The sequence below is a fragment of the Arsenicicoccus sp. UBA2120 genome (genome assembly GCF_002330965.1).
GTDB lineage: Bacteria > Actinomycetota > Actinomycetes > Actinomycetales > Dermatophilaceae > Arsenicicoccus > Arsenicicoccus bolidensis.
The window spans coordinates 1-19,641 of sequence record NZ_DCYC01000030.1; the positions used below are offsets into that span (position 1 = coordinate 1).

Below are 19,641 nucleotides of genomic sequence, written 5' to 3' on the forward strand. Positions count from 1 at the left end.
CGCTGCCGCTCGCCGCCGGACAGGGTGGTGAGCGGCTGACCGATCGTCAGGTAGCCGAGGCCCACGTCCTCGAGCCGCTGCAGGATCGTGTGCGCGGCCGGGATCCGGGCGTCCCCCTCGGCGAAGAACGCGCACGCCTCGGCCACCGACATCGCCATGACCTCGGCGATGTCCTTGCCGCCGAGGTGGTACTCCAACACCTCGGGCTGGAAGCCCTTGGCCTCGCACACCTCGCAGGGCGTCGACACGGTGTCCATGAAGCCGAGCTCGGTGTAGACCACGCCCGCCCCCTTGCAGCTCGGGCAGGCGCCCTCCGAGTTCGCCGAGAAGAGAGCGGGCTTGACGCCGTTCGTCTTGGCGAAGGCCTTGCGGACGGGCTCCAGCAGACCGGTGTAGGTCGCCGGGTTGGACCGCCTCGAGCCCTTGATGGCGATCTGGTCGATGACGACGACCTCGTCGCCGCGCAGCGACCCGTGAATCAGCGACGACTTGCCCGAGCCGGCGACCCCGGTCACCACGCACAGCACGCCGAGGGGGACGTCGACGTCGACGTCCTGCAGGTTGTGGGTCGAGGCACCTCGGATCGGGAAGGTCGACGACGACTCCCGCACGGTCTCCTTGAGCCGTGCCCGGTCGTCCAGGTGGCGTCCGGTCAGCGTGCCGCTGCGCCGCAGCCCGGCGACGGTGCCCTCGAAGCACACCTCGCCTCCTGCGGCTCCGGCGCCTGGGCCCAGGTCGACGACGTGGTCCGCGATCGCGATCATCTCGGGCTTGTGCTCCACGACGAGCATGGTGTTGCCCTTGTCGCGCAGCCGCACCAGCAGCTCGTTCATCCGCTGGATGTCGTGCGGGTGCAGGCCGATCGACGGCTCGTCGAAGACATAGGTGACGTCGGTCAGCGACGACCCGAGGTGGCGGATCATCTTGGTGCGCTGGGCCTCTCCCCCGCTCAGCGTCCCGGCGGGCCGGTCCAGCGACAGGTAGCCCAGCCCGATCTCGACGAACGAGTCGAGCAGGTGCAGCAGCCCCGTGAGGAGCGGCGCCGCCTGGGGGTGCTTCAGCCCGCGCACCCAGGCCGCGAGGTCGGTGATCTGCATGGCGCAGCACTCGGCGATGTTGACGCCGTCGATGCGCGAGTCGAGCGCGTGCTGCGCCAGGCGGGTGCCGTCGCAGGCGGGGCAGTCCTGGAAGACGACCGCCCGGTCGACGAAGGCCCGGATGTGCGGCTGCATGGCCTCGCGGTCCTTGGACAGCATGGACTTCTGGATGCGCGGGATGATGCCCTCGTAGGTCAGGTTGATGCCCTCGACCTTGATCTTGGTCGGCTCCTTGTGGAGCAGGTCCTGCAGCTCCTTCTGGGTGAACCGCGCGATCGGCTTGTCCATGTCGAAGCCGAAGCCCGAGAAGATCCGGCCGTACCACCCGTCCATGCTGTAGCCCGGGACCAGGATCGCCCCGTCGGCGAGGGAGCGGGTCTCGTCATACACCGCTGTCAGGTCGAAGTCCGAGACCTTGCCGGTCCCCTCGCACTCGGGGCACATGCCGCCGGTGATCGAGAAGGTGCGCTTCTCCTTGGTGCCCTTCTTGGCGCCGGTCTGGATGGTGACCGCGCCGGCCCCGGACACCGAGGGGATGTTGAACGCGTACGCCTGCGGCGAGCCGACGTGCGGGGTCCCCAACCGGGAGAACAGAACTCGCAGCAGGGCGTTGGCGTCCGTCGCGGTGCCGACGGTCGAGCGGATGTTGGCGCCCATGCGCTCCTGGTCGACGAGGATCGCCGTCGTCAGGCCCTCGAGGTGGTCCACGTCCGGGCGCGCGAGGGAGGGCATGAAGCCCTGCAGGAAGGCGCTGTAGGTCTCGTTGATCATGCGCTGCGACTCGGCCGCGATGGTCGCGAAGACCAACGAGCTCTTGCCCGACCCGGACACCCCGGTGAAGACGGTCAGCCGGCGCTTCGGCAGCTCGACGCTGATGTCCTTGAGGTTGTTCTCCCGCGCGCCGTGCACGCGGATCAGGTCGTGGTGGTCGGCGCTGTGCTGCGTCATCGGGTCTCCGTCCGTCGGACCTGTGGGCTCAGGTCGCACGCGCCATTGTGGCGCCTCGCCCAGTCGAGAGCACCCAGCTGGCGGGTCCTCTCGGTGCGGCGCTCCAGCCCGGTCCCCCACCTGGCCGTATGACGTCTCCGCCGTCATCGGTGGTTGTAGGTATACAATGGTTGCATGAATACAACTAAGACGGTCACGACGGCCGAGGTCTGGACCCTGCTGGCGGCGGTGTTCACCGACCATCGGCACCTCTGGCAGCCGCTGGTCGTCGAGCGGATGGGGCTTCCCTTCAGCCGGTTCCGCGCCCTGCGGCGGATCGAGCGCCGGCCCATGAGCGGTGCCGGCCTGGCGGCCGAGCTGGGGGTCGACGCACCCGCGGCCAGCCTGATCGTGAGCGACCTCGCCGACCGGGGCCTGGTCCGCAAGGAGCCCGACGAGTCGGACGGCCGGCGCAAGATCGTGACGGTCACGCCGCAAGGACGCGCGCTCATGGACGACATCCGGGCCCTGCCCGGCCCCGTCCCCGGCCTGGAGGCCCTGTCCCCGACCGAGCTGTCCACGCTGCACACCCTGCTCGCGAAGGTGCAGGGACACCGGTGAGCGCGCCGGCCGCCACGGCCCGCCGCTCCCGTCAGGACTCCTCCAGCCGATGGCTCGTCCTGGCCATCTGCTGCCTGAGCATCTTCGTCGTCGGGCTCGACATCTCCGCGCTCAACCTCGCCCTGCCGTCGATCCAGCGCGACCTGCACGTCTCCGACTCCCACCTGCAGTGGATCCTCGACTCCTACACGGTCGTGCTGGCCAGCCTGCTCATGCTGTCGGGATCGATCGCCGACCGCGTGGGCCGCCGACGCGTCTTCCAGACCGGCCTCGTGACCTTCGGCATCGGGTCGGCCTGGTGCGCCTTCGCCACCTCGGGGGACATGCTGATCGCGTCCCGCGTCCTCCAGGCGGTCGGGGGCTCGATGATGAACCCCGTCGCGATGTCGATCATCACCACCACCTTCACCGATGCGCGCGAGCGCGCCCAGGCCATCGGGTTCTGGGGCGGCACGATCGGTCTGTCGATGGCACTCGGGCCCGTCGTCGGCGGCGTGCTCGTCCAGACCCTGGGGTGGGAGGCGGTCTTCTGGATGAACGTCCCGGTCACCCTGACCGCGTTCGTCCTGGCTGCGCGCTACGTGCCCGAGTCGCGCTCCCCACGGCCACGTCGCCTCGACCCGGTCGGGCAGCTGCTCGTCATGATCGTCCTGGCCACGGTGACCTTCGCCCTGATCGAGGGTCGCGAGGCGGGGTGGACCTCGATCGTGGTGCTGGCCTGCCTGGCCGCGGCGGCCGGGTCGCTGATGGCCCTGGTGGTGGTCGAGCTGCACCTGCCCGAGCCGCTGATCGACCCGAGGTTCTTCCTCAGCATCCCCTTCAGCGGCGCCGTCCTGTCCGCCGTCGTCGGGTTCGCCGCGCAGTCCGGGTTTCTGCTGGTCAACACGTTGTACCTCCAGGCCGAGCGTGGCCTGTCACCCCTGCACGCCGGGCTGATGACCTTGCCCATGGCCCTGGCCACCGGGTTCTTGTCGCCGGTGTCGGGGCGGATGGTCGGTGCGCGGGGGCCTCGGGCGCCGATGGTGCTGGCCGGGATCGGGATCGCCGGATCGGCGGCGGTGCTCGGATCCCTGACGGCGACCACCGACACGCTCGTCCTGCTCGCCGCCTACGCGTTGTTCGGCCGCGGGTTCGGTCTGCTCAACGCCCCCATCACCAACGCCGCCGTCACAGGGATGCCCCGGCACCAGGCGGGTGTCGCGTCCGCCGTGGCGTCGACCTCGCGCCAGGTGGGCACGGCCCTCGGGGTCGCGCTCTTCGGGACGCTGACCTTCTCCGCGCTGGGCTCAGGGACGAGCAGACTCGCGATCGCCTCGCACACGGCTTGGCACGTGATGCTGGCGTGCGGCATCGCCCTGGTCGTCGTGGCCCTGCTCGTCACCACGGACGCGGCCAGGCGCAGCAGCGACCGGGTCAGCGCGCTGCTGGGCTCCTCGTGACCCGCGCGCCGCGCGCCGGTCTGGCCGGATGGCGCGGGCGATGCGGGTGGCGTCGATCCGCAGCTCGCGGAACATCCCCGAGATGGGGTTGGTGAAGCCGGTGAAGTACAGACCCGGCAGCGCGGGCTCCGCCCCGTGCGAGCGCGGGAGCCCCCGGGCGTCCAGGACGCCGAGGTCACCGACGAGGGGCTCGAGGTTCTGGCGGTAGCCGGCGGCCACGACCACCGCGTCGGGGCGCAGCCGCGAGCCGTCGGTCAGCACGACCTCGTCGCCCTCGAAGCGCGCCGGGCTCTTGACGGGGACCACCGATCCGCTCTGGATCGAGCCGACGATGCCGACGTCCTGGACGGGGATGGTGCCGGCGAGGACCTTGGAGTAGAGGCCGCCTGACGGGCGCGGCAGGCCGTGGGCGGACAGGTCCGGCGTCTCCAGCCTCAGCATCCGGTCCTGGAGGCGGTCGACCACGCGAACCGGCAGGTGCCGCACCATGATCCCGAGCAGGTTGGCGGTCATGGGGCCGCGGTCGCGCACCAGGATGTAGGGCGGGGTGCGGACGCCGATCCACACCGGACCGGCTCCGTGCTCGACCAGGTCGGTGGCGATCTCCGCGCCGGTGTTGCCGATCCCCACGACGAGCACGCTTCTGCCGCGCCAGGGTTCGCCGTTGCGGTAGGCGGACGCGTGGATGATCTCGCCCGTGAACGACTCCGTCCCCGGCCAGGTGGGCATGGCGGGCGTGTTGTTGTATCCCGTTGCCACGACGACGTTCTCGGCATCCAGCCTCGCGCCGTCCGCCGTCGTGACGGTCCAACCGCCGTGCTGCTGAGCAAGATCGGTCACCTCGACGCCGGTGCGGACGTCGAGGCGGTGGTGGGCGGCATACAGCTCGAGGTGTCGCACGACGTCGTCGCGCGACACCCACCGGCCGAACCTGCGCGGGATCGGATAGCCCGGCAGGCCGGACAGCTCGCGCGGGGTGTGCAGGTGCAACCGGTCGTAGTGGCCGCGCCACGAGCTCCCCACTCCTGCAGCCTTGTCCACCACGGTCACGGTCTCGCCGCGCTGCTGCAGCGCCGCCGCGACCGCCAGCCCGCCGGGGCCCGCGCCGACGACGACGGTGCTCATCGCTCCCCCTCGTGGGTGATCCGGTCCTGGCGCTCGCAGGCCTGCCGCGAGCCGCGGTCGGTCAGGCCGGGCAGGAACCGGTCCGAGCGCCACAGCGCCTGGGCGAGCAGACCGACCGGTATGACGGTGCTCCCGGCCTCCACGCCGCGGATCGCCCTGCGCGCCACCGTCTCCGGCGTGGTGAGCCGCGGCTGCAGGGTCCTGGCGTAGCGGCGGAAGTCGCCCGCGTGCGTCGTGGCGTCGTAGGGCTCGTCCAGCAGCTTGGTGTCGACGAACGCCGGGCAGAAGACGTGCACCCCGATCCCCTGGGCGGCCACCTCGAGGGCGAGCCCGCGGGAGAACGCCACGACGGCCTGCTTGCTCACGGTGTAGGGCAGCATCCGCGGCGAGACCATCAGCCCTGCAAGGGAACCCGTGTTGATGATGGTGCCGCTCCCCTGCTCGCGCATCACCGCCAGCGCGGCGCGGGAGCCGTTGACCACGCCGAGCAGGTTGACGTCCAGGGCGCGACGCCAGTGGTGGTCGTCGAACTCCTCGAACGGGCCGTTGACGAGGATGCCGGCGTTGTTGACCATCGCGTCGAGGCGACCCTCCGTCGCCACGACCTCGCGGACCAGGTCGTCCATGGCGGCGGCGTCGGCCACGTCGACGCCCCGCGCCGTCACGGTGAGCCCGTCCGCCCTGAGCTCCGCGGCGGTGCGCTCCGCTGCAGCGGCGTCGATGTCGGCGATCACCACCCGCGAACCTCGTCGCCCGATCTCGACCGCGAGCGCCCGACCGATGCCGGCGGCTCACCCGGTGACCAGGCTGACCCTGGGTGCGAACGGCGTCCTTGCCATCGTGTGCCTCTCGTCGGGCCGCGTCGCGGCGCTGCAGGTGGGCACACCCTACTGGCTGGTAACAAGCCGCGGGAGGGGTCCTCCTCCGATCGGCGCCGGCCGTGCGCGCAGCGGGGCACCGGCAGTACCCCTCTCGGGCGAGCCTCCCGCGGCATACGACCCTGCGGTTGGATGGAGCGTGCGGCGCCGGACCGGGTGCCGCCCCCGTTGCGAGAGAAGGTCACCCATGTCCCCCCAGGTTCCCAACGTCACGCTGGACAACGGTGTCGAGATGCCGATCCTCGGGTTCGGCGTCTACCAGATCCCCCCGGAGGAGACCGAGCAGGCCGTCTCGGACGCCCTCGCGGCGGGCTATCGCCACGTCGACACCGCTGCGGCCTACGGCAACGAGGCGGCCGTCGGGCGGGCGATCGCCGCCAGCGGGATCTCCCGCGACGAGCTCTTCGTCACCACCAAGCTGTGGATCCAGGACGCCGGCGAGCAGGCCGCCCGCACGGCCTTCGAGCGCTCCCTCGAGCAGCTCGGGCTGGACCGGCTCGACCTCTACCTCATCCACCAGCCGTACGGCGACTACTACGGCTCCTGGCGCGCGATGCAGACGCTGCTGGGCGAGGGCGCGGTGCGTGCGATCGGCGTCTCCAACTTCCACCCCGACCGGCTCGTCGACCTGGTCGAGCACAACGAGGTCGTGCCCGCCGTCAACCAGATCGAGACGCACCCCTTCCACCAGCGCCGGGCCGACCAGGACCTCATGCGCGAGCTCGGCGTCCAGCACGAGTCCTGGGGCGGCTTCGCCGAGGGGAGGAACGACCTGTTCACCAACCCGGTGCTGAGCGAGATCGGCGAGGCGCACGACAAGTCCGTCGCGCAGGTCGTGCTGCGCTGGCTGGTGCAGCGGGACGTCGTGGTGATCCCCAAGTCCGTGCGCGCCGAGCGGATGGCGCAGAACATCGACGTCTTCGACTTCACCCTCACCGACGACGAGATGGCCCGCATCGCCGGCCTGGACACGGGCGAGTCGCTGTTCTTCGACCACCGCGACCCCGGCATGACCAAGACGCTGGGCGGGGTCCGCATCCACGACTGAGCGGTCACGCCCGTCAGACGGCGTGGGCCTGCCCGTCAGACGACGTCCCACGCCAAGAACCGGGTCGCCCTCGTCGTGCTCGCCCACGAGGCTCACCTGGTGTGACGGCCGGTCTGTCCCGTCAGATGCGCTGGGCGCCACCGCCCAGCATGGCTCCGGTGGCCACTCCCTCGACGGCGGGGTTGCGACCCCTGGCCTTCTCGTGAGGGACGTAGTCGTCGTCCGGCCAGGGCTCACGCTGGTCGTGCCCGGCCTGGGCCAGCCGCTCGGAGAAGGGCAGGTCCGCCCGCCTCACGGTCTCGGGCTCGTGCTGGTCGCGCCTCATCGGTGCCACCCACTCTCGTCCGCGCACCCACGCGACGGCGCGTCGGCGCTGATCCGTCCAGCGTACGCGGCTCCCCTGGACGCCGGACGCGCCCGCGACCAGCCGGGCGGGCTGATCGCGGGCGCGTCGCGTCGCTGCGGTGAGTTGGCGCGGTGCCGCGTCAGGCCGTGGTGCTCCCGGACCGCTCGGAGACTGGGGCGTCGTCCTCGGCGCGCCGGGGCGCGTGACCCAGGCTCAGGGTGATCACGGCGGCACCGACCAGGAGGGCCCCGACCATCCACAGGGCGGGCTTGGCGCTGCCCGTCAGGTCGATGCTGAACCCCGTGACGAAGGGTGCGGCGAAGCCCGAGATGTTGCCGAGCGAGTTGATCAGCGCGATGCCGGCGGCGGCACCCGCGCCGGTGAGGAAGGCGCTGGGCAGCGACCAGAAGACGGGCAGGGCCGCGCAGACCCCGATGGCGGTGAAGGTGATGGCGACCATGACGGCGAACGGCGACTGCTGGTAGAGCGCGACCGGGATCGAGACGCCGGCGACGACCGCCGGCACCGCGACGTGCCAGCGCCGCTCCCCCGTCTTGTCGGAGTGGTGACCGTTGGCCACCATGGCCACGGCGCCGAACAGGAACGGGACGGCGACGATCATGCCGGTCTCGACGAGGGAGAACTTCGTGCCGAACTGCTTGGCGAAGCCCGCGACGATCGTGGGGAGGAAGAAGCTGAGCGCGTAGAGCCCGTAGCAGACACCGAAGTAGACGAACGACAGCGCCAGGACGCGACCGCTCGTCAGCGCCTTGCGCACGGACCAGCCGTGGGCGCGCTCGGTCTCGCCCTGCTCGTGCGCCATGCGCTCCGTCAGCCAGGTGCGCTCCTCGGCGGAAAGCCACGTCGCGTCGTCGGGACGGTCGGTGAGGTAGAACCACGCGATGACGCCCAGGATGACGGCCGGGACGGCCTCGACGAGGAACATCGCCCGCCATCCCTCGAGCCCGAAGAAGCCGTGCAGGTTCTGCACGAGCAGGCCCGACAGGGTGGCCCCGAGGGCGGAGGACAGCGGGATCGCGACCAGGAACATCCCGGTGATCCTCGCGCGGTCGCGGGCGGGGAACCAGTAGGTGAGGTAGAGGATCATGCCCGGGAAGAACCCGGCCTCGGCGATGCCGAGCAGGATGCGCAGGCCGTAGAGCCACTGGTGGTTGGGTACGAAGGCCATCGCCGCGGCGACGATGCCCCACGAGACGAGGATGCGCGCGATCCACCGCCTCGCGCCGAACCTGTGCATGGCCAGGTTGCTGGGCACCTCGAAGACCAGGTAGCCGATGAAGAAGAGCCCGGAGGCCAGGCCGAACATCGTCTCCGTGAGGGCGAGGTCCTTGGCCATCGTCAGCTTGGCGAAGCCGATGTTGGTGCGGTCCAGGTAGTTCACGAAGTACATGAGCGCCATGAAGGGCACCAGCCGACGGGCGACCTTGGCCACGACGCGACGCTGCAGCGCGTCGTCCGTCGCCGGGGTCGCGCGGTGCGCGGTCGAGCTCATCGGGGGTCCTCCAGGGAGTCGTCGTTCAGGGCAGGGTTCGGTGCAGGGGTCGGTGCAGCGCTTCGCTCGGCCGGCACGTCGGGCAGGGCCTTGCCGGGATTGAGGATGTCGTGGGGGTCCAGGGCGCGCTTGACGGCGTGCTGCATGGCGGCGACGACCGGCGAGACCTCGCGGGTGAGCCCGGGGCGCTTGAGCAGGCCGACGCCGTGCTCGCCCGTGACCGTGCCGCCGAGGTCGAGGGCGTCGCCGATGATGTCCTCGAAGGCCGCCTGCGCAGCCGAGGTGGCCGCGGGGTCGTCGGCCGGGACGATGAGCAGAGGGTGCAGGTTGCCGTCACCGGCGTGCGCGATGTTGGCGATGAGCACGCCGTGCCGCTCCCCCGTCGCGACGATGCGGTCCAGCATCTCGGGCACGGCACCCATCGGGACGCACACGTCCTCGGTGAGCACCGGGCCGAGGCGCTCCAGGGCTGGGTAGGCGAGCCGTCGGGCGGCGAACAGCGCCTCCGCCTCGTCGTCGTCGGTGGACAGGGCCGCGAAGGTCGCGCCGGCTCCCTCCATCGCCGCCAGGATCGTCGCGGACTCGTGGTCGCCCGTGGCGCCGGCGGAGTCGACGCGGGCCAGCAGCAGGGCGCCCGCGTCGACCGCGAGGCCCATGTTCTTCCACCGGTCCACGGCCTCCAGGCAGTGCCGGTCCACCAGCTCGAGGGCCGAGGGTATGACGCCGCTCGCGCCGATCGCCGCCACGGCGCGGCCGGCCGCCGAGACGTCCTCGAACTGGCCCGCGATGGTGCGCTCGGCGGGACGGGCCGGACGCAGCCGCAGGGTGATCTCGGTGATGATGCCGAGCGTCCCCTCGGAGCCGACCATGAGGCTGCACAGGTCCAGGCCCGCGACCCCCTTGGCGGTGCGGCGCCCGAGGCTGACGACCTCGCCCGTGCCGGTCACCACCTCGAGCCCGAGCACGTAGTCACCCGTCACGCCGTACTTGACGCAGCACACGCCCCCGGCGTTGGTGGCGACGTTGCCCCCGATCGTCGACCACGGGGAGCTGGCCGGGTCCGGTGGGTACCACAGGCCGTGGCGCGCCGCCTCGGCCCGTAGGTCGTCGTTGACCACGCCGGGCTCGACGACGGCGAGGCGCTCGCGCTGGTCGATCTCACGGATCGCGGTCATGGCCTCGAAGGACACGACCACCGATCCGGCCGTGGCGTTGGCCCCGCCCGACAGACCGGTCCCGGCTCCTCGCGGCACCACCGGCACCGCGTGGTCGCGGCACCAGCGGACCAGCGTGGCGACCTCGTCGGTGCTCCGGGGCCGCACGACGGCCAGCGGAGGCGCTGACGGCGCCCACTCCGCGTCGTCGTGGGCGTAGGACACGAGCCGCGAGGGGTCGGTGATCACCCGATCGGCGGGCAGCAGGTCCAGCAGGGTGGCGATGGTCATGGGTCTCCGGTGGGCCGACGTCGTTGTCGCCGCGGGATCCGCGACGGGGTACCCGGGCAAAACTAGGCTGCTGCAGGCATGACCACGAGGGGTGAACCCTCCACATTCCGCAACGGTAGGTGTGGGGAACGCCCACAGCGGTGTGGGATCGTTGCCCCGTGCGACCCACCTGGCTGACCCTCGTGCTCGACGACGCGGACGACGACCGGCTCGCCGCCCACCTGGCGTCCTGCCTCTCGGAGGCCGCTCCGGGCACGGAGCCCCTGGCCCATCGTGAGGCCGAGCGCGCCCGCAGGCTGCGGGATCTCGTGCGGCAGGGCCGGCGGCGCACCGCCGAGCTCGGGGTCGTCAACGACCTCTCGCAGCAGCTGGCCCGGCTGCACGACCCCACGGAGGTCCTGCGCGAGGTCGCCCGTCGCGCCAGGCTGCAGCTCGGCGCCGACGTGGCCTACCTCATGCTCCCCGACACGGACGGCACCCTGCCCATCCAGTACGTCGATGGGGCCCTGGGCCACGGCTTGCGGCGGACCCGTCTGAGGCCGGGCGAGGGCATCGGTGGTCGCGTGTTCGAGACCGGCCAGGCGTTCTGGAGCGGGGACTACCTCACCGACGAGACGCTCCGGCACGCGACCGGGGTCGACGAGGTGGCCGCCCAGGAGCGGCTCGGCGGCATCCTCGGGGTCCCGCTGCGCACGGGCGAGGAGGTGACCGGGGTGCTGCTCGTGGCCGAGCACCGTCCTCGCGCGTTCACCGACGCCGAGGTCGTGCGGCTCAGCGCGCTCGCCGCCCCGGCCGCCATCGCCATCCGCAACGCCCAGCTCATCACCCAGCGCGAGGCGGCGCTGCGCTCCCAGCAGGAGGCGGCGGCCCTGCACGACGACCTGACCGGCATCGTCGCCAACCGTGGCGGCCTGCCCGAGGTGGCGGCCGCGCTGGCTCGGGCCCTCGGGGCGGGTGTCGTCATCACCACCACCTCCGGGCACGTGGTGGCGAGCAGCGACCCGGGTCTCCGCCCGCCTCGTGCCGACCGGGTCGGGGGGTCGACGGCGGGGTTCTCGACGGGGTTCTCGACGGGGTCCTCGACGGGGTCCTCGTCTGGGTCCTCGTCTGGGTCCACGACAGGGTCCACGACGGCGCCCTCGGCCGGGGCGGGCTGGCACTGGGTGCCGGTCCGGGCGGGCGGCGTCGACCACGGCCGGCTGTGGGTATGCCGCGCGCAGAGCCTGACGCCGGCGGACGTCCGCAGCACCGAGCGAGCTGCCCTCGTGATCGCCCTGTCCATGGCGACCGAGCGCGAGCTGGCCGAGCAGAGCCGCCGGGGCGGGGCCGAGCTGGCGGCGGCGCTGTTCGTCGACTCCCCCGATCCGCAACGGGTCCGTCGCCGGGCCGAGGCCGTCGGCCTGGACCTGGGGCGCGTGGCGACCGTCGTCGTCGTGGGCGCCGGCGGGCCGGGCGCGGAACGGGTGCTCGCGAGGATGCCGAGGGCGTGGTCGGGCGAGGTGGGCGAGAACACCGTGGCCCTGCTCGACCAGACGGCTGACGAGGTCAGGGACGTCCTCGGACCCGCGGTCGCCCATCACGTGGTCGTCGCCGCCGTCCCGGGCGCGCACGGTAGCGCGGCCATACCTCGCCTGGAGCGTGCTCCGACCAGCGCGGGCGCGAACGGATCGGCGGCCGCCGGCGTGACGGCCGTCGCCGCGGCCTGGCGCCGGGCGGACCGGGGCCTCGGCGTCCTCACGACGCTGGGCAGGCCACCGGCGGTGGTGCGGGCCGAGGACCTCGGCGTCCTGGCGGCGGTGCTCTCGAGCGCGGCCGAGGGGGCCGGCGGGGAGCACGTGCGCTGGCAGCTGGGTCCGCTGCTGGACCGCGACGCCGCCTCCGGCAGCGACCTCGTGGGGACGCTCGGCGCCTACCTGTCGGCGGGCCGGTCGCACGCCGCGACCGCCGCCCGCCTCGGCGTGCACACCAACACGCTCTACCAGCGGCTGCACCGGATCGACGAGCTGCTCGGCGAGCGGTGGCGAGAGCCCGAGCGAGCCTTCGAGCTCAGCCTCGCCCTCGAGCTGCACAGGCTCTCGGAGCGCGTGGGCGGGCCTGCCGGGTGACCCCTCGTCAGTGACCGAGACCGTTGCTCTGCAACGGGAGTCGCACGGCCTCGGGGCCGTAGCGGACGACGGTCGCCAGGCTCGCCGGACGGATGTCGAGGTCGTAGAGGGACTCCGAGTCGAACCACCGGAACTCCATGCCGGGCACCAGTGCCTGGGAGGAGGTGCGGTTGACCTTGGCCTCGAAGGCGAGGTTGATCTCGTGATGAGCGACCCCGTCCAGCTCGAAGGCGTTCTCCACGACGGCTATCAGGTCCGCGACCTTGGCCTCGAGGCCGAGCTCCTCGAGGATGTCCTTGTGCAGGGCGTCCTTGGCCGACTCGCCCAGGGTCACCGGGCCGCCGGGCAGGAACCAGTAGTCGTGGTCCTCGAGCCGGGTCAGCAGCACGCGGGGCCCGCTGCGGATCACGGCCGAGACGACGACGTCGAACTTCTCCGGTCGGTTCGCCATGGCACGACTGTAGTCATGGGCCGAGCCGCAGGACACCCTGCACCGTCGATCACGTCAGCCGATCACGCCGGTCGAGCAGGCCGGGCCGAGGGGAACGCCGATGGGGACGCCGAGGAGACGGCCCGCGAGACGACGTCCCCGAGAGGCGAGACGAGAGCGCGGGTCAGGCCGCTCCCGGCAGCAGGAACCAGCCCACCGCCAGCAACACGGGAAGGATGAACGGGCCCAGCACGAGGAACGCGACCCGCCCCGGGGAGCGCCACCTGCGCAGCCCGTTGACCAGCACCGCACACCACCCGGCGACCGTCACCAGCAGCCACCACGGTTGCACGGCCATCCCGGAGACGGCGATCGGATAGAGCAGGGGGAGCATGACCGCGAGGAACCACACGATGGCGGCCCCCGCGGTCCAGTCGGCCCGGGTGAGAGGCCTCCCACGGTCGTGGACCGCGGCACCGTTCGTCGAGGTCTGCATGGTGCACCTCCTCGTGCTCAGCCTACGCCCGGCCGGGGCACGGGCCCCCGTGCTCCTCGCGGTGCAGGAGCGAGATCGTGGCGGCCTGCACCTCGTAGCGGGACTGCGCGCCGCCCGGTGTCCGGTAGAAGCGACGTCTCAGGGCGCCGTGGACCTCCACGTGATCCCCATCGACGAGCTCGACGGCCCGCTCCTGCACGTCGCCCGGCCAGCAGGTCACGTCGATGGTGTCCACCGTCGGGGGGCGCCGGCCCTCCTCGGCCGCCTGCGGGTCGGGCGGCCGAGGCACGACCACCCGCAGGCTCACGAGGAGGACCTCGCTCGGCAGCGCCCTGAGCTCGGGCTCTCCGCTCACCCGCCCCCGCAGCCGGACCTCGTTGCACACCGCACCCGCGCCATCCGCATCCGCCACGTCCACCTGCACCATCTCCGCTCCTGCGCTGCTGCCCGCGCCCACCGATGGCGGGGTCGAGGACCACGGTGGCAGCGGGTCGGCATACGACCAAGGACCACGACGGAGGCTGTGGACGACGACGCCGGGAACGCGTCAGCCTGTGGACGAAGGGGCGCCACAACGACGTCCCAGCCGCACGACCGCGCGCGGCTCCGCCGTCGCCGGCTCGATCGAGACAGGGACCTCGCGACCACCGTCCAGCACCACCACCAGCTCGGTGGGTCCGGTCCAGCGGGCCGAGGTCATGGTGCCGCCCGCGTACTCGCCGTTGAGGCAGGCGGCCGGCCACCAGCGCGCAGACGGCCCCCACTCGCGGTGACGGATGACGACGGTGGTCATGGGCGACACCAGGTCCCCGTCGCTGACGATGTCGGCCTCGTAGGGGTCGATCCCGGCCTGGGCTGGAGCCGGCAGGACCACCTCGTCGCGACCAGGGTTGACCCCCACGCTGAGGACCATCCCGATCAGGCCGAAGGCCGTGGCGCCCAGCGCGGCGAGCAGGATGCGGACCACGAGCCGTCGCTGCGCGTCGACCGCCACCAGCGAGACGCCCCACGCGACGAGCAGGTAGCCGGCGAGGCCGAGGACGACCGGGTGGTCGAGGAGCTCGTGCACGAGCAACGAGCTGGTGGGGTTGAGCCGCCCCCAGGCCGCGGCGAGCAGCGTCGCGACCCCCGCGGCGATCCACCACGGGGCGCGCCGGCGCCCGTCACCCATCAGTCGTCGTCGTCCTTGCGCTCGCCCCGGCGGATGAGCGAGCCCATGCCGGGCAGGCCCTGAGCCGCGTGAGCCAGGTCGGTGACCGACTCGAGGATCTGGTGCACGTCGGGAGCGATGCGGTCGATCTGCAGGAGTGCCTCCGGGAGCCGGTCGATCATGCCCACCAGGGCCAGGACCTCGTCGCGCTCGACGCTCGCCACCACCTCGGAGGCGATCGGCAGGGCCTTGTCGGCCAGCGCCGTGAGCGGCTCCACCATGGGCTGCAGCCTCGGGAGGGTCTGCTCCCCCACCGCCGTCAGCGCCTCGGCCCGGGCCACCAGCGCGGCCGCGCGCGCCGACGTCTCCGCGGCAGCGTCCGCGACCTCGTCGACGTGCGCCCGCGTGAGGGCGGCCTGGGCGAGCAGCTCCTCGGCCTGCTCCAGCAAGGCCTCCCCGCGGCCGACCATCGCCTCGACGCGGTCGATCAGGTCCAGGGCGCGGGGCCACAGGTCGGCGGCGTCGGTGACCCCGTCCTTGACGGTGACGGCGGCGGTGAGCAGGTCGTGGGGTCCGGGGATGCGCATGAGCCCATCATGCCCCGGCGCCTCGTCGAGCAGGATCGCTGTCACCGGCCCGACCGGCCAGTAGGCTCTGGCCCGGCGACCTCGACGGCGAGGTCCCCGGCCGAGGAGAGACCGCATGCCCAGCAGCACCGACCGCAGCGCCGAGGCCCCCGACCTGCCCGAGGGGACGACGGGTCGTCGCCGCAGCACCCGCCACCAGCGTGCGTGGTACTGGTACGACTGGGCGAACTCGGCCTACGTCACCACCACCGCCGCGGTGCTCATGGGCCCCTACCTGACCACCGTCGCCAACCGGGCCGCCTGCCCCGACCAGCCCGTCGGCCAGAGCTGCACCGCGCACCTGTCGGTGCTGGGCATCCCGGTCGCCCCCGGCTCGCTGTACTCCTACACCACCACGGTGACCACCGTCGTGTCGGCGCTGCTGCTCATCGTCGTGGGCGCCGTCGCCGATCGTTCCCTGCGTCCCCAGCGGCTCCTGGGCTGGTTCGCCGGCGTCGGCGCCGCGGCCGCGAGCGCCATGGTCCTCGTCCAGGGGACGGCGTGGCAGCTCGGCGTCGTGCTCATCATGGTCGCCTCGGTGTGCCTCGGGTCGTCGATGGTCGTGTATGACGGGATCCTGTGCCGCGTCGCCCCGCCCGACGACCGGGACCGCGTGTCCTCGCGCGGGTGGGCGCTCGGCTACGTCGGCGGCGGCCTGCTGCTGGCCGCGAACTTCCTGCTGCTCAACCTCGGTCCTCGGGTGGGGATCGGCACGGAGACCGCCGTGCGGATCAGCCTGCTGAGCGCCGGGCTGTGGTGGGGGCTGTTCACCGTCATACCGGTGCTGGGTCTGCGCGACCTGCCGGCCCGGCCGCTCGCCGAGGGGCTCCCGCCCGAGGCCGCTCCCGAGCGCGGCGCCGTGCGAGGGGCGTTCGCCCAGCTGCGCGACACCTTCGTCGAGTTGCGCGGCTACCCGCAGACGCTGCTGTTCCTGCTCGCCTACCTGTTCTTCAACGACGGGATCCAGACGGTCATCGGGTCCTCCAGCCTCTACGGCACGCTCGAGCTGGGCCTGTCGCAGAGCCAGGTGCTGCTGACCTTCCTCGTCGTGCAGTTCGTCGCCGTGGGTGGCGCCCTGATCTTCGGCCGGGTCGCCGGTCGGATCGGCGCCTGGCGCACGGTGCTCGGCGGGCTCGTGGTGTGGACGCTCGTCGTCGGGGTGGCCTACTTCGTCCCGTCCGGGGTCTTCACCGCGTTCCTCGCGCTCGGCATCCTCATCGGCCTGGTCATGGGAGGGACGCAGGCGCTGGCGCGGTCGCTCTACAGCCAGCTGGTGCCGCGGGGTCGCGAGTCGGAGTTCTTCAGCCTCTACCAGGCGATGGAGCGCGGGACGAGCTGGTTCGGGACGCTGCTGTTCGGCGTCGTCCACCAGCTGACCCACTCCTACCGCCTGTCGATCGTCGCCCTGGTCGCGTTCTTCGTCATCGGCGGGGTGCTCCTGTCGCGGGTCGACATGCGCGAGGGGATCCGCGCGGCGGGCAACGAGGCGCCCGCCGTCGTCTAGCATGGTGTCTTTGGGTGCCAACCACCGCGCCCGGGAACATCCCCCGGATCAGCCGACGTTGATGGGGGTATGCCGCGAGTCAGTCCCACCGGGCTCGCGGTGCCGACGAAAGGGGATCAGACATGGCCGAGCGTTCACTTCGAGGTTCGCGACTCGGGTCCTTCAGCATGGAGACCGATGACGGCGTCGTCCCCAGCGAACGCCAGCTCGTGTCCTACACCTGCCCTCAGGGCCACGTGACCGAGCTTCCGTTCTCCATCGAGGCCGAGGTGCCGGCGACGTGGGAGTGCCGCTGTGGCGAGCTGGGCCGGCTCCAGGGCGGCGACGCCCCCGAGGAGAAGCCCACCAAACCCGCCCGCACCCACTGGGACATGCTGCTCGAGCGCCGTTCCGTCAAGGAGCTCGAGGAGCTGCTCGAGGAGCGCCTCACGCTGCTGCGTCAGTCCCGTGGCGAGAAGCCACGGCCCAAGCGCAGCGCCTGAGCAGCGCCGGACGACATCGAGGCCCGCCTCCCGTGAAGGGAGGCGGGCCTCGTCGCATCCCCGCACCGTGTCCCGCTAGACCAAGATCGTGAGGGTCTTGTCCAACATTCTTGGACAAAACCCTCACGATCTTGGTGGTGGGTGGAGCGGGTGGGTGGAGTGCATGGGCCAGGTCAGAGGATCTCGCCCTCGATGACGTCGTCGTCCCTGCCGTCACGCCGAGGCTGCTGCTGCCGGGGCTGGCCCGCTGACGGCTGACCGGGCTGGCCCGCTGACGGCTGACCGGGCTGCCAGGTCGGCGGCGCCTGACCCGGGCCCGGGTTGCGGGGCGGCATACCGGCTCCCCACAGGACGACCCCCGGCCCGCTCGCGAGCAGCTGCCGGGTGATGACCGTCGTCAGCAGCCGCCGGGCCAGCGGCCGGGTGAAGGGCAGGACGAAGAAGAAGCCCACGACGTCGGTGAGGAAGCCGGGGGCCAGCAGCAGCGTGCCGCCGACGAGGACCAGCGCGGCGTCGGACAGCTCGCCCGCCGGCATGCGTCCGCCGGTCAGCGCACGCTGCAGGGCGGCCCAGGCGGCCCGGCCCTCGCGCTTGACGAGGTAGGCGCCGAGGGCGGACTCGACGAGCAGCAGCGCGATGGTGGGCCAGCCGCCGATGATCTTGCCGACGCCGATGATGACGGCGATCTCGGCGACGGGGACGACCAGGAGCAGGACGAAGGCGATCCACGTCCAGCGCGGGCGTCGTCGGGTCGGGGTGCTCACAACGACTCCCATCGCTCGACCTGGCGGGCGGCGAGCAGGTCGCGCACCTGCCCCTGGCGGTAGCGCAGACCCCACCGGGTGATCCGCAGCATGGACTCGCGCACGATGTCGCCGCTCATCTTGGAGTAGCCGATCTCGCGCTCGACGAAGGTGATCGGGACCTCCCGGATGGTCAGGCCGGCGTGAACGGTGCGCCACGTGAGGTCGGTCTGGAAGCAGTAGCCGAGGGACTCGACGTCCTGCAGGCCGATGCTGCGCAGGGTCGAGGCGCGGTAGGCGCGGAACCCGGCCGTCGCGTCGCGGACGGGCATGCCCAGCAGCAGCCGGATGTAGAGGTTGCCGCCGAGGCTCAGGGCCTTGCGGTGCAGCGGCCAGTTGACGATGCCGCCGCCCGGCACCCACCGGGACCCGATCACCAGGTCGACGGTGGGGTCGTCGAGGGTCGCCAGCATGGCGGGCAGGGTCTCGGGCGGGTGCGAGCCGTCGGCGTCGATCTCGACCAGCACGTCGTAGCCCTCGTCGAGCCCGCGGGCGAATCCGGCGAGGTAGGCGGCCCCGAGGCCCTCCTTGCCGGCGCGGTGCAGCACCCGCACCCGGGGGTCGGCGGACGCCAGGGCGTCGGCCACCTCGCCGGTGCCGTCGGGCGAGCTGTCGTCGAGGACGAGCAGGTCTGCCCCGGGCACGGCGCGGCGCAGGCGCTCGACGACGAGCGGGAGGTTGTCCCGCTCGTTGTAGGTCGGGATCAGGACCAGGGTGCGCATGTCGTAGTCAACCGTCCGTGGGGTCCGATGGTTCCGCCAGCCTAGTGTCGGCGCGGGCGCCGCAGCCGCAGCGCGAGGCCGAGTGTGAGCAGGGCGACGCACACCCAGACGGGCAGGTCGCCGATCCGGGCCGCGGGGGTGAGCTCGGAGCGCAGGGGCAGGTGGGCGTCGAGCGCGGCCGCGGTGAACAGCCCGGTCCGGTCGTGCGCCACGCCGTCGGGGGTGATCATCGCGGAGGCCCCGACGGTCGAGACGTGCACCACCGAGCGACCGAGCTCGACGGCCCGGATCCGCGAGATGGCCAGCTGCTGGTAGGACTCGTCGCTGTAGCCGAAGGTCGCGTTGTTGGTCTGCACGGCGAGGATCTGCCCGCCGTGGTGCACCGCGTCGCGCATCAGGTCGTCGTAGGCGACCTCGAAGCAGATCCCGAGCCCCACCCGGACCGCACCGGCGCGGGTCGGCACGTCCATCACGCCCACGGTGTCGCCCGCGGTGAAGTCGTGGGTGAGCAGGTCGACCTTGTCGCTGAAGTGACGGAAGAAGCTGCGGTAGGGGATGTACTCCGCGAACGGCACCGGGTGCCGCTTGGCGTAGTCCGCGACCGGTCCCCGGTCGGCGTCCCACAGCAGCGTCGTGTTCTTGATGCGCGCCTGGTCGTCGGTGCGCAGGGTGCCGACCAGGATGGGCGCCTGGGCGGTCCGGGCCGCGTAGGTGATCGCCTGGCCGGCGTCGGGGTTGCGGACGGGGTCGATGTCGGAGGCGTTCTCGGGCCAGACGACCAGGTCGGGGCGCTGGGTGCCGGCGGCCGTGCGGGAGCGGATCGCCTCGACGGTGACCCCGACGTGGTTGTCGAGCACCTGGCGCCGCTCGGCGTTGAAGTCCAG

At 72.2% G+C, this 19,641-nt stretch carries 19 protein-coding genes and 1 pseudogene; 6 read left to right on the top strand and 14 right to left on the bottom strand.

The window, feature by feature from the left end; all coding sequences use genetic code 11:
• On the bottom strand, nucleotides 1-2,045 hold a 2,045-nt coding region (locus B2P18_RS03610; protein WP_286955882.1), incomplete at its 3' end, for an excinuclease ABC subunit UvrA.
• A 174-nt stretch (nucleotides 2,046-2,219) separates the two neighbouring features.
• Between B2P18_RS03610 and B2P18_RS03615 the strand changes: the two genes are divergently transcribed.
• Both B2P18_RS03615 and B2P18_RS03620 read left to right on the top strand, forming a co-directional pair.
• Nucleotides 2,220-2,645: a MarR family winged helix-turn-helix transcriptional regulator gene (locus B2P18_RS03615; RefSeq protein WP_034251664.1), complete on the top strand. Its 426-nt coding sequence runs from the start codon at nucleotides 2,220-2,222 to the stop codon at nucleotides 2,643-2,645.
• Nucleotides 2,642-3,901: pseudogene (locus B2P18_RS03620) on the top strand (MFS transporter); the annotation flags it as partial. The gene B2P18_RS03615 and the pseudogene B2P18_RS03620, both read left to right, overlap by 4 nt.
• Before the next feature lie 30 nt (nucleotides 3,902-3,931).
• Here the strand turns inward: B2P18_RS03620 and B2P18_RS03625 are convergent.
• Both B2P18_RS03625 and B2P18_RS03630 read right to left on the bottom strand, forming a co-directional pair.
• Nucleotides 3,932-5,209, bottom strand: a complete 1,278-nt coding sequence (locus B2P18_RS03625; RefSeq protein WP_286955883.1) for a flavin-containing monooxygenase — start codon at nucleotides 5,207-5,209, stop codon at nucleotides 3,932-3,934.
• Nucleotides 5,206-5,991 (bottom strand): SDR family NAD(P)-dependent oxidoreductase, encoded by a 786-nt coding sequence (locus tag B2P18_RS03630; protein WP_286955966.1) that lies wholly within the window; start codon nucleotides 5,989-5,991, stop codon nucleotides 5,206-5,208. Before B2P18_RS03630 ends, B2P18_RS03625 begins: the two co-directional genes overlap by 4 nt.
• A gap of 283 nt (nucleotides 5,992-6,274) precedes the next feature.
• Between B2P18_RS03630 and B2P18_RS03635 the strand changes: the two genes are divergently transcribed.
• Nucleotides 6,275-7,135, top strand: coding sequence for an aldo/keto reductase (locus tag B2P18_RS03635; RefSeq protein ID WP_286955884.1), 861 nt, complete (start codon nucleotides 6,275-6,277; stop codon nucleotides 7,133-7,135).
• A 121-nt stretch (nucleotides 7,136-7,256) separates the two neighbouring features.
• Here the strand turns inward: B2P18_RS03635 and B2P18_RS03640 are convergent, their stop codons facing one another.
• The 3 genes from B2P18_RS03640 to B2P18_RS03650 form a co-directional block, all read right to left on the bottom strand.
• A complete protein-coding gene (locus B2P18_RS03640) occupies nucleotides 7,257-7,460 on the bottom strand; it encodes a hypothetical protein (RefSeq protein WP_286955885.1) in 204 nt (67 codons plus the stop codon).
• Nucleotides 7,461-7,620: 160 nt separating this feature from the next.
• Nucleotides 7,621-8,994, bottom strand: coding sequence for an MFS transporter (locus B2P18_RS03645; RefSeq protein ID WP_029210626.1), 1,374 nt, complete (start codon nucleotides 8,992-8,994; stop codon nucleotides 7,621-7,623).
• Nucleotides 8,991-10,439 carry an FAD-binding oxidoreductase gene (locus B2P18_RS03650; protein WP_286955888.1) on the bottom strand — a complete coding sequence of 483 codons (1,449 nt, stop codon included), beginning with the start codon at nucleotides 10,437-10,439 and terminating at the stop codon, nucleotides 8,991-8,993. The genes B2P18_RS03645 and B2P18_RS03650 overlap by 4 nt, the downstream gene beginning before the upstream one ends.
• A gap of 158 nt (nucleotides 10,440-10,597) precedes the next feature.
• On the opposite strand from B2P18_RS03650, the gene B2P18_RS03655 reads away from it, so the two are divergent.
• Complete coding sequence (locus B2P18_RS03655; RefSeq protein ID WP_286955890.1) at nucleotides 10,598-12,544, top strand: helix-turn-helix domain-containing protein; 1,947 nt, start codon at nucleotides 10,598-10,600, stop codon at nucleotides 12,542-12,544.
• A 7-nt stretch (nucleotides 12,545-12,551) separates the two neighbouring features.
• Here B2P18_RS03655 and B2P18_RS03660 read toward each other — a convergent pair whose 3' ends face one another.
• The 5 genes from B2P18_RS03660 to B2P18_RS03680 form a co-directional block, all read right to left on the bottom strand.
• The gene (locus tag B2P18_RS03660) at nucleotides 12,552-12,995 is read right to left on the bottom strand and encodes an NUDIX hydrolase (protein WP_239264949.1); all 444 of its coding nucleotides are present in this window, start codon (nucleotides 12,993-12,995) and stop codon (nucleotides 12,552-12,554) included.
• A gap of 163 nt (nucleotides 12,996-13,158) precedes the next feature.
• Nucleotides 13,159-13,470 carry a hypothetical protein gene (locus B2P18_RS03665; RefSeq protein WP_286955893.1) on the bottom strand — a complete coding sequence of 104 codons (312 nt, stop codon included), beginning with the start codon at nucleotides 13,468-13,470 and terminating at the stop codon, nucleotides 13,159-13,161.
• A gap of 22 nt (nucleotides 13,471-13,492) precedes the next feature.
• Entirely contained in the window at nucleotides 13,493-13,897 is a 405-nt protein-coding gene (locus tag B2P18_RS03670) for a single-stranded DNA-binding protein (protein WP_019285866.1), read from the bottom strand.
• Nucleotides 13,898-14,017: 120 nt separating this feature from the next.
• Nucleotides 14,018-14,641 carry a hypothetical protein gene (locus tag B2P18_RS03675; protein WP_286955895.1) on the bottom strand — a complete coding sequence of 208 codons (624 nt, stop codon included), beginning with the start codon at nucleotides 14,639-14,641 and terminating at the stop codon, nucleotides 14,018-14,020.
• Nucleotides 14,641-15,207, bottom strand: coding sequence for a hypothetical protein (locus B2P18_RS03680; RefSeq protein ID WP_286955896.1), 567 nt, complete (start codon nucleotides 15,205-15,207; stop codon nucleotides 14,641-14,643). Before B2P18_RS03680 ends, B2P18_RS03675 begins: the two co-directional genes overlap by 1 nt.
• Nucleotides 15,208-15,322: 115 nt before the next feature.
• On the opposite strand from B2P18_RS03680, the gene B2P18_RS03685 reads away from it, so the two are divergent.
• Together B2P18_RS03685 and B2P18_RS03690 are read left to right on the top strand one after the other, a co-directional pair.
• Entirely contained in the window at nucleotides 15,323-16,750 is a 1,428-nt protein-coding gene (locus B2P18_RS03685; RefSeq protein ID WP_286955897.1) for an MFS transporter, read from the top strand.
• Between the two features lie 122 nt (nucleotides 16,751-16,872).
• Nucleotides 16,873-17,232, top strand: coding sequence for an RNA polymerase-binding protein RbpA (locus tag B2P18_RS03690; RefSeq protein WP_019285870.1), 360 nt, complete (start codon nucleotides 16,873-16,875; stop codon nucleotides 17,230-17,232).
• A gap of 173 nt (nucleotides 17,233-17,405) precedes the next feature.
• Here the strand turns inward: B2P18_RS03690 and B2P18_RS03695 are convergent, their stop codons facing one another.
• From B2P18_RS03695 to lnt, 3 genes are all read right to left on the bottom strand, one after another.
• Complete coding sequence (locus B2P18_RS03695) at nucleotides 17,406-17,996, bottom strand: FxsA family protein (RefSeq protein ID WP_286955900.1); 591 nt, start codon at nucleotides 17,994-17,996, stop codon at nucleotides 17,406-17,408.
• Nucleotides 17,993-18,757 (bottom strand): polyprenol monophosphomannose synthase, encoded by a 765-nt coding sequence (locus B2P18_RS03700; protein ID WP_029210636.1) that lies wholly within the window; start codon nucleotides 18,755-18,757, stop codon nucleotides 17,993-17,995. The genes B2P18_RS03695 and B2P18_RS03700 overlap by 4 nt, the downstream gene beginning before the upstream one ends.
• A 41-nt stretch (nucleotides 18,758-18,798) precedes the next feature.
• Nucleotides 18,799-19,641 (bottom strand): apolipoprotein N-acyltransferase (gene lnt, locus B2P18_RS03705; protein WP_286955901.1); only part of this gene is annotated, 843 nt, incomplete at its 5' end.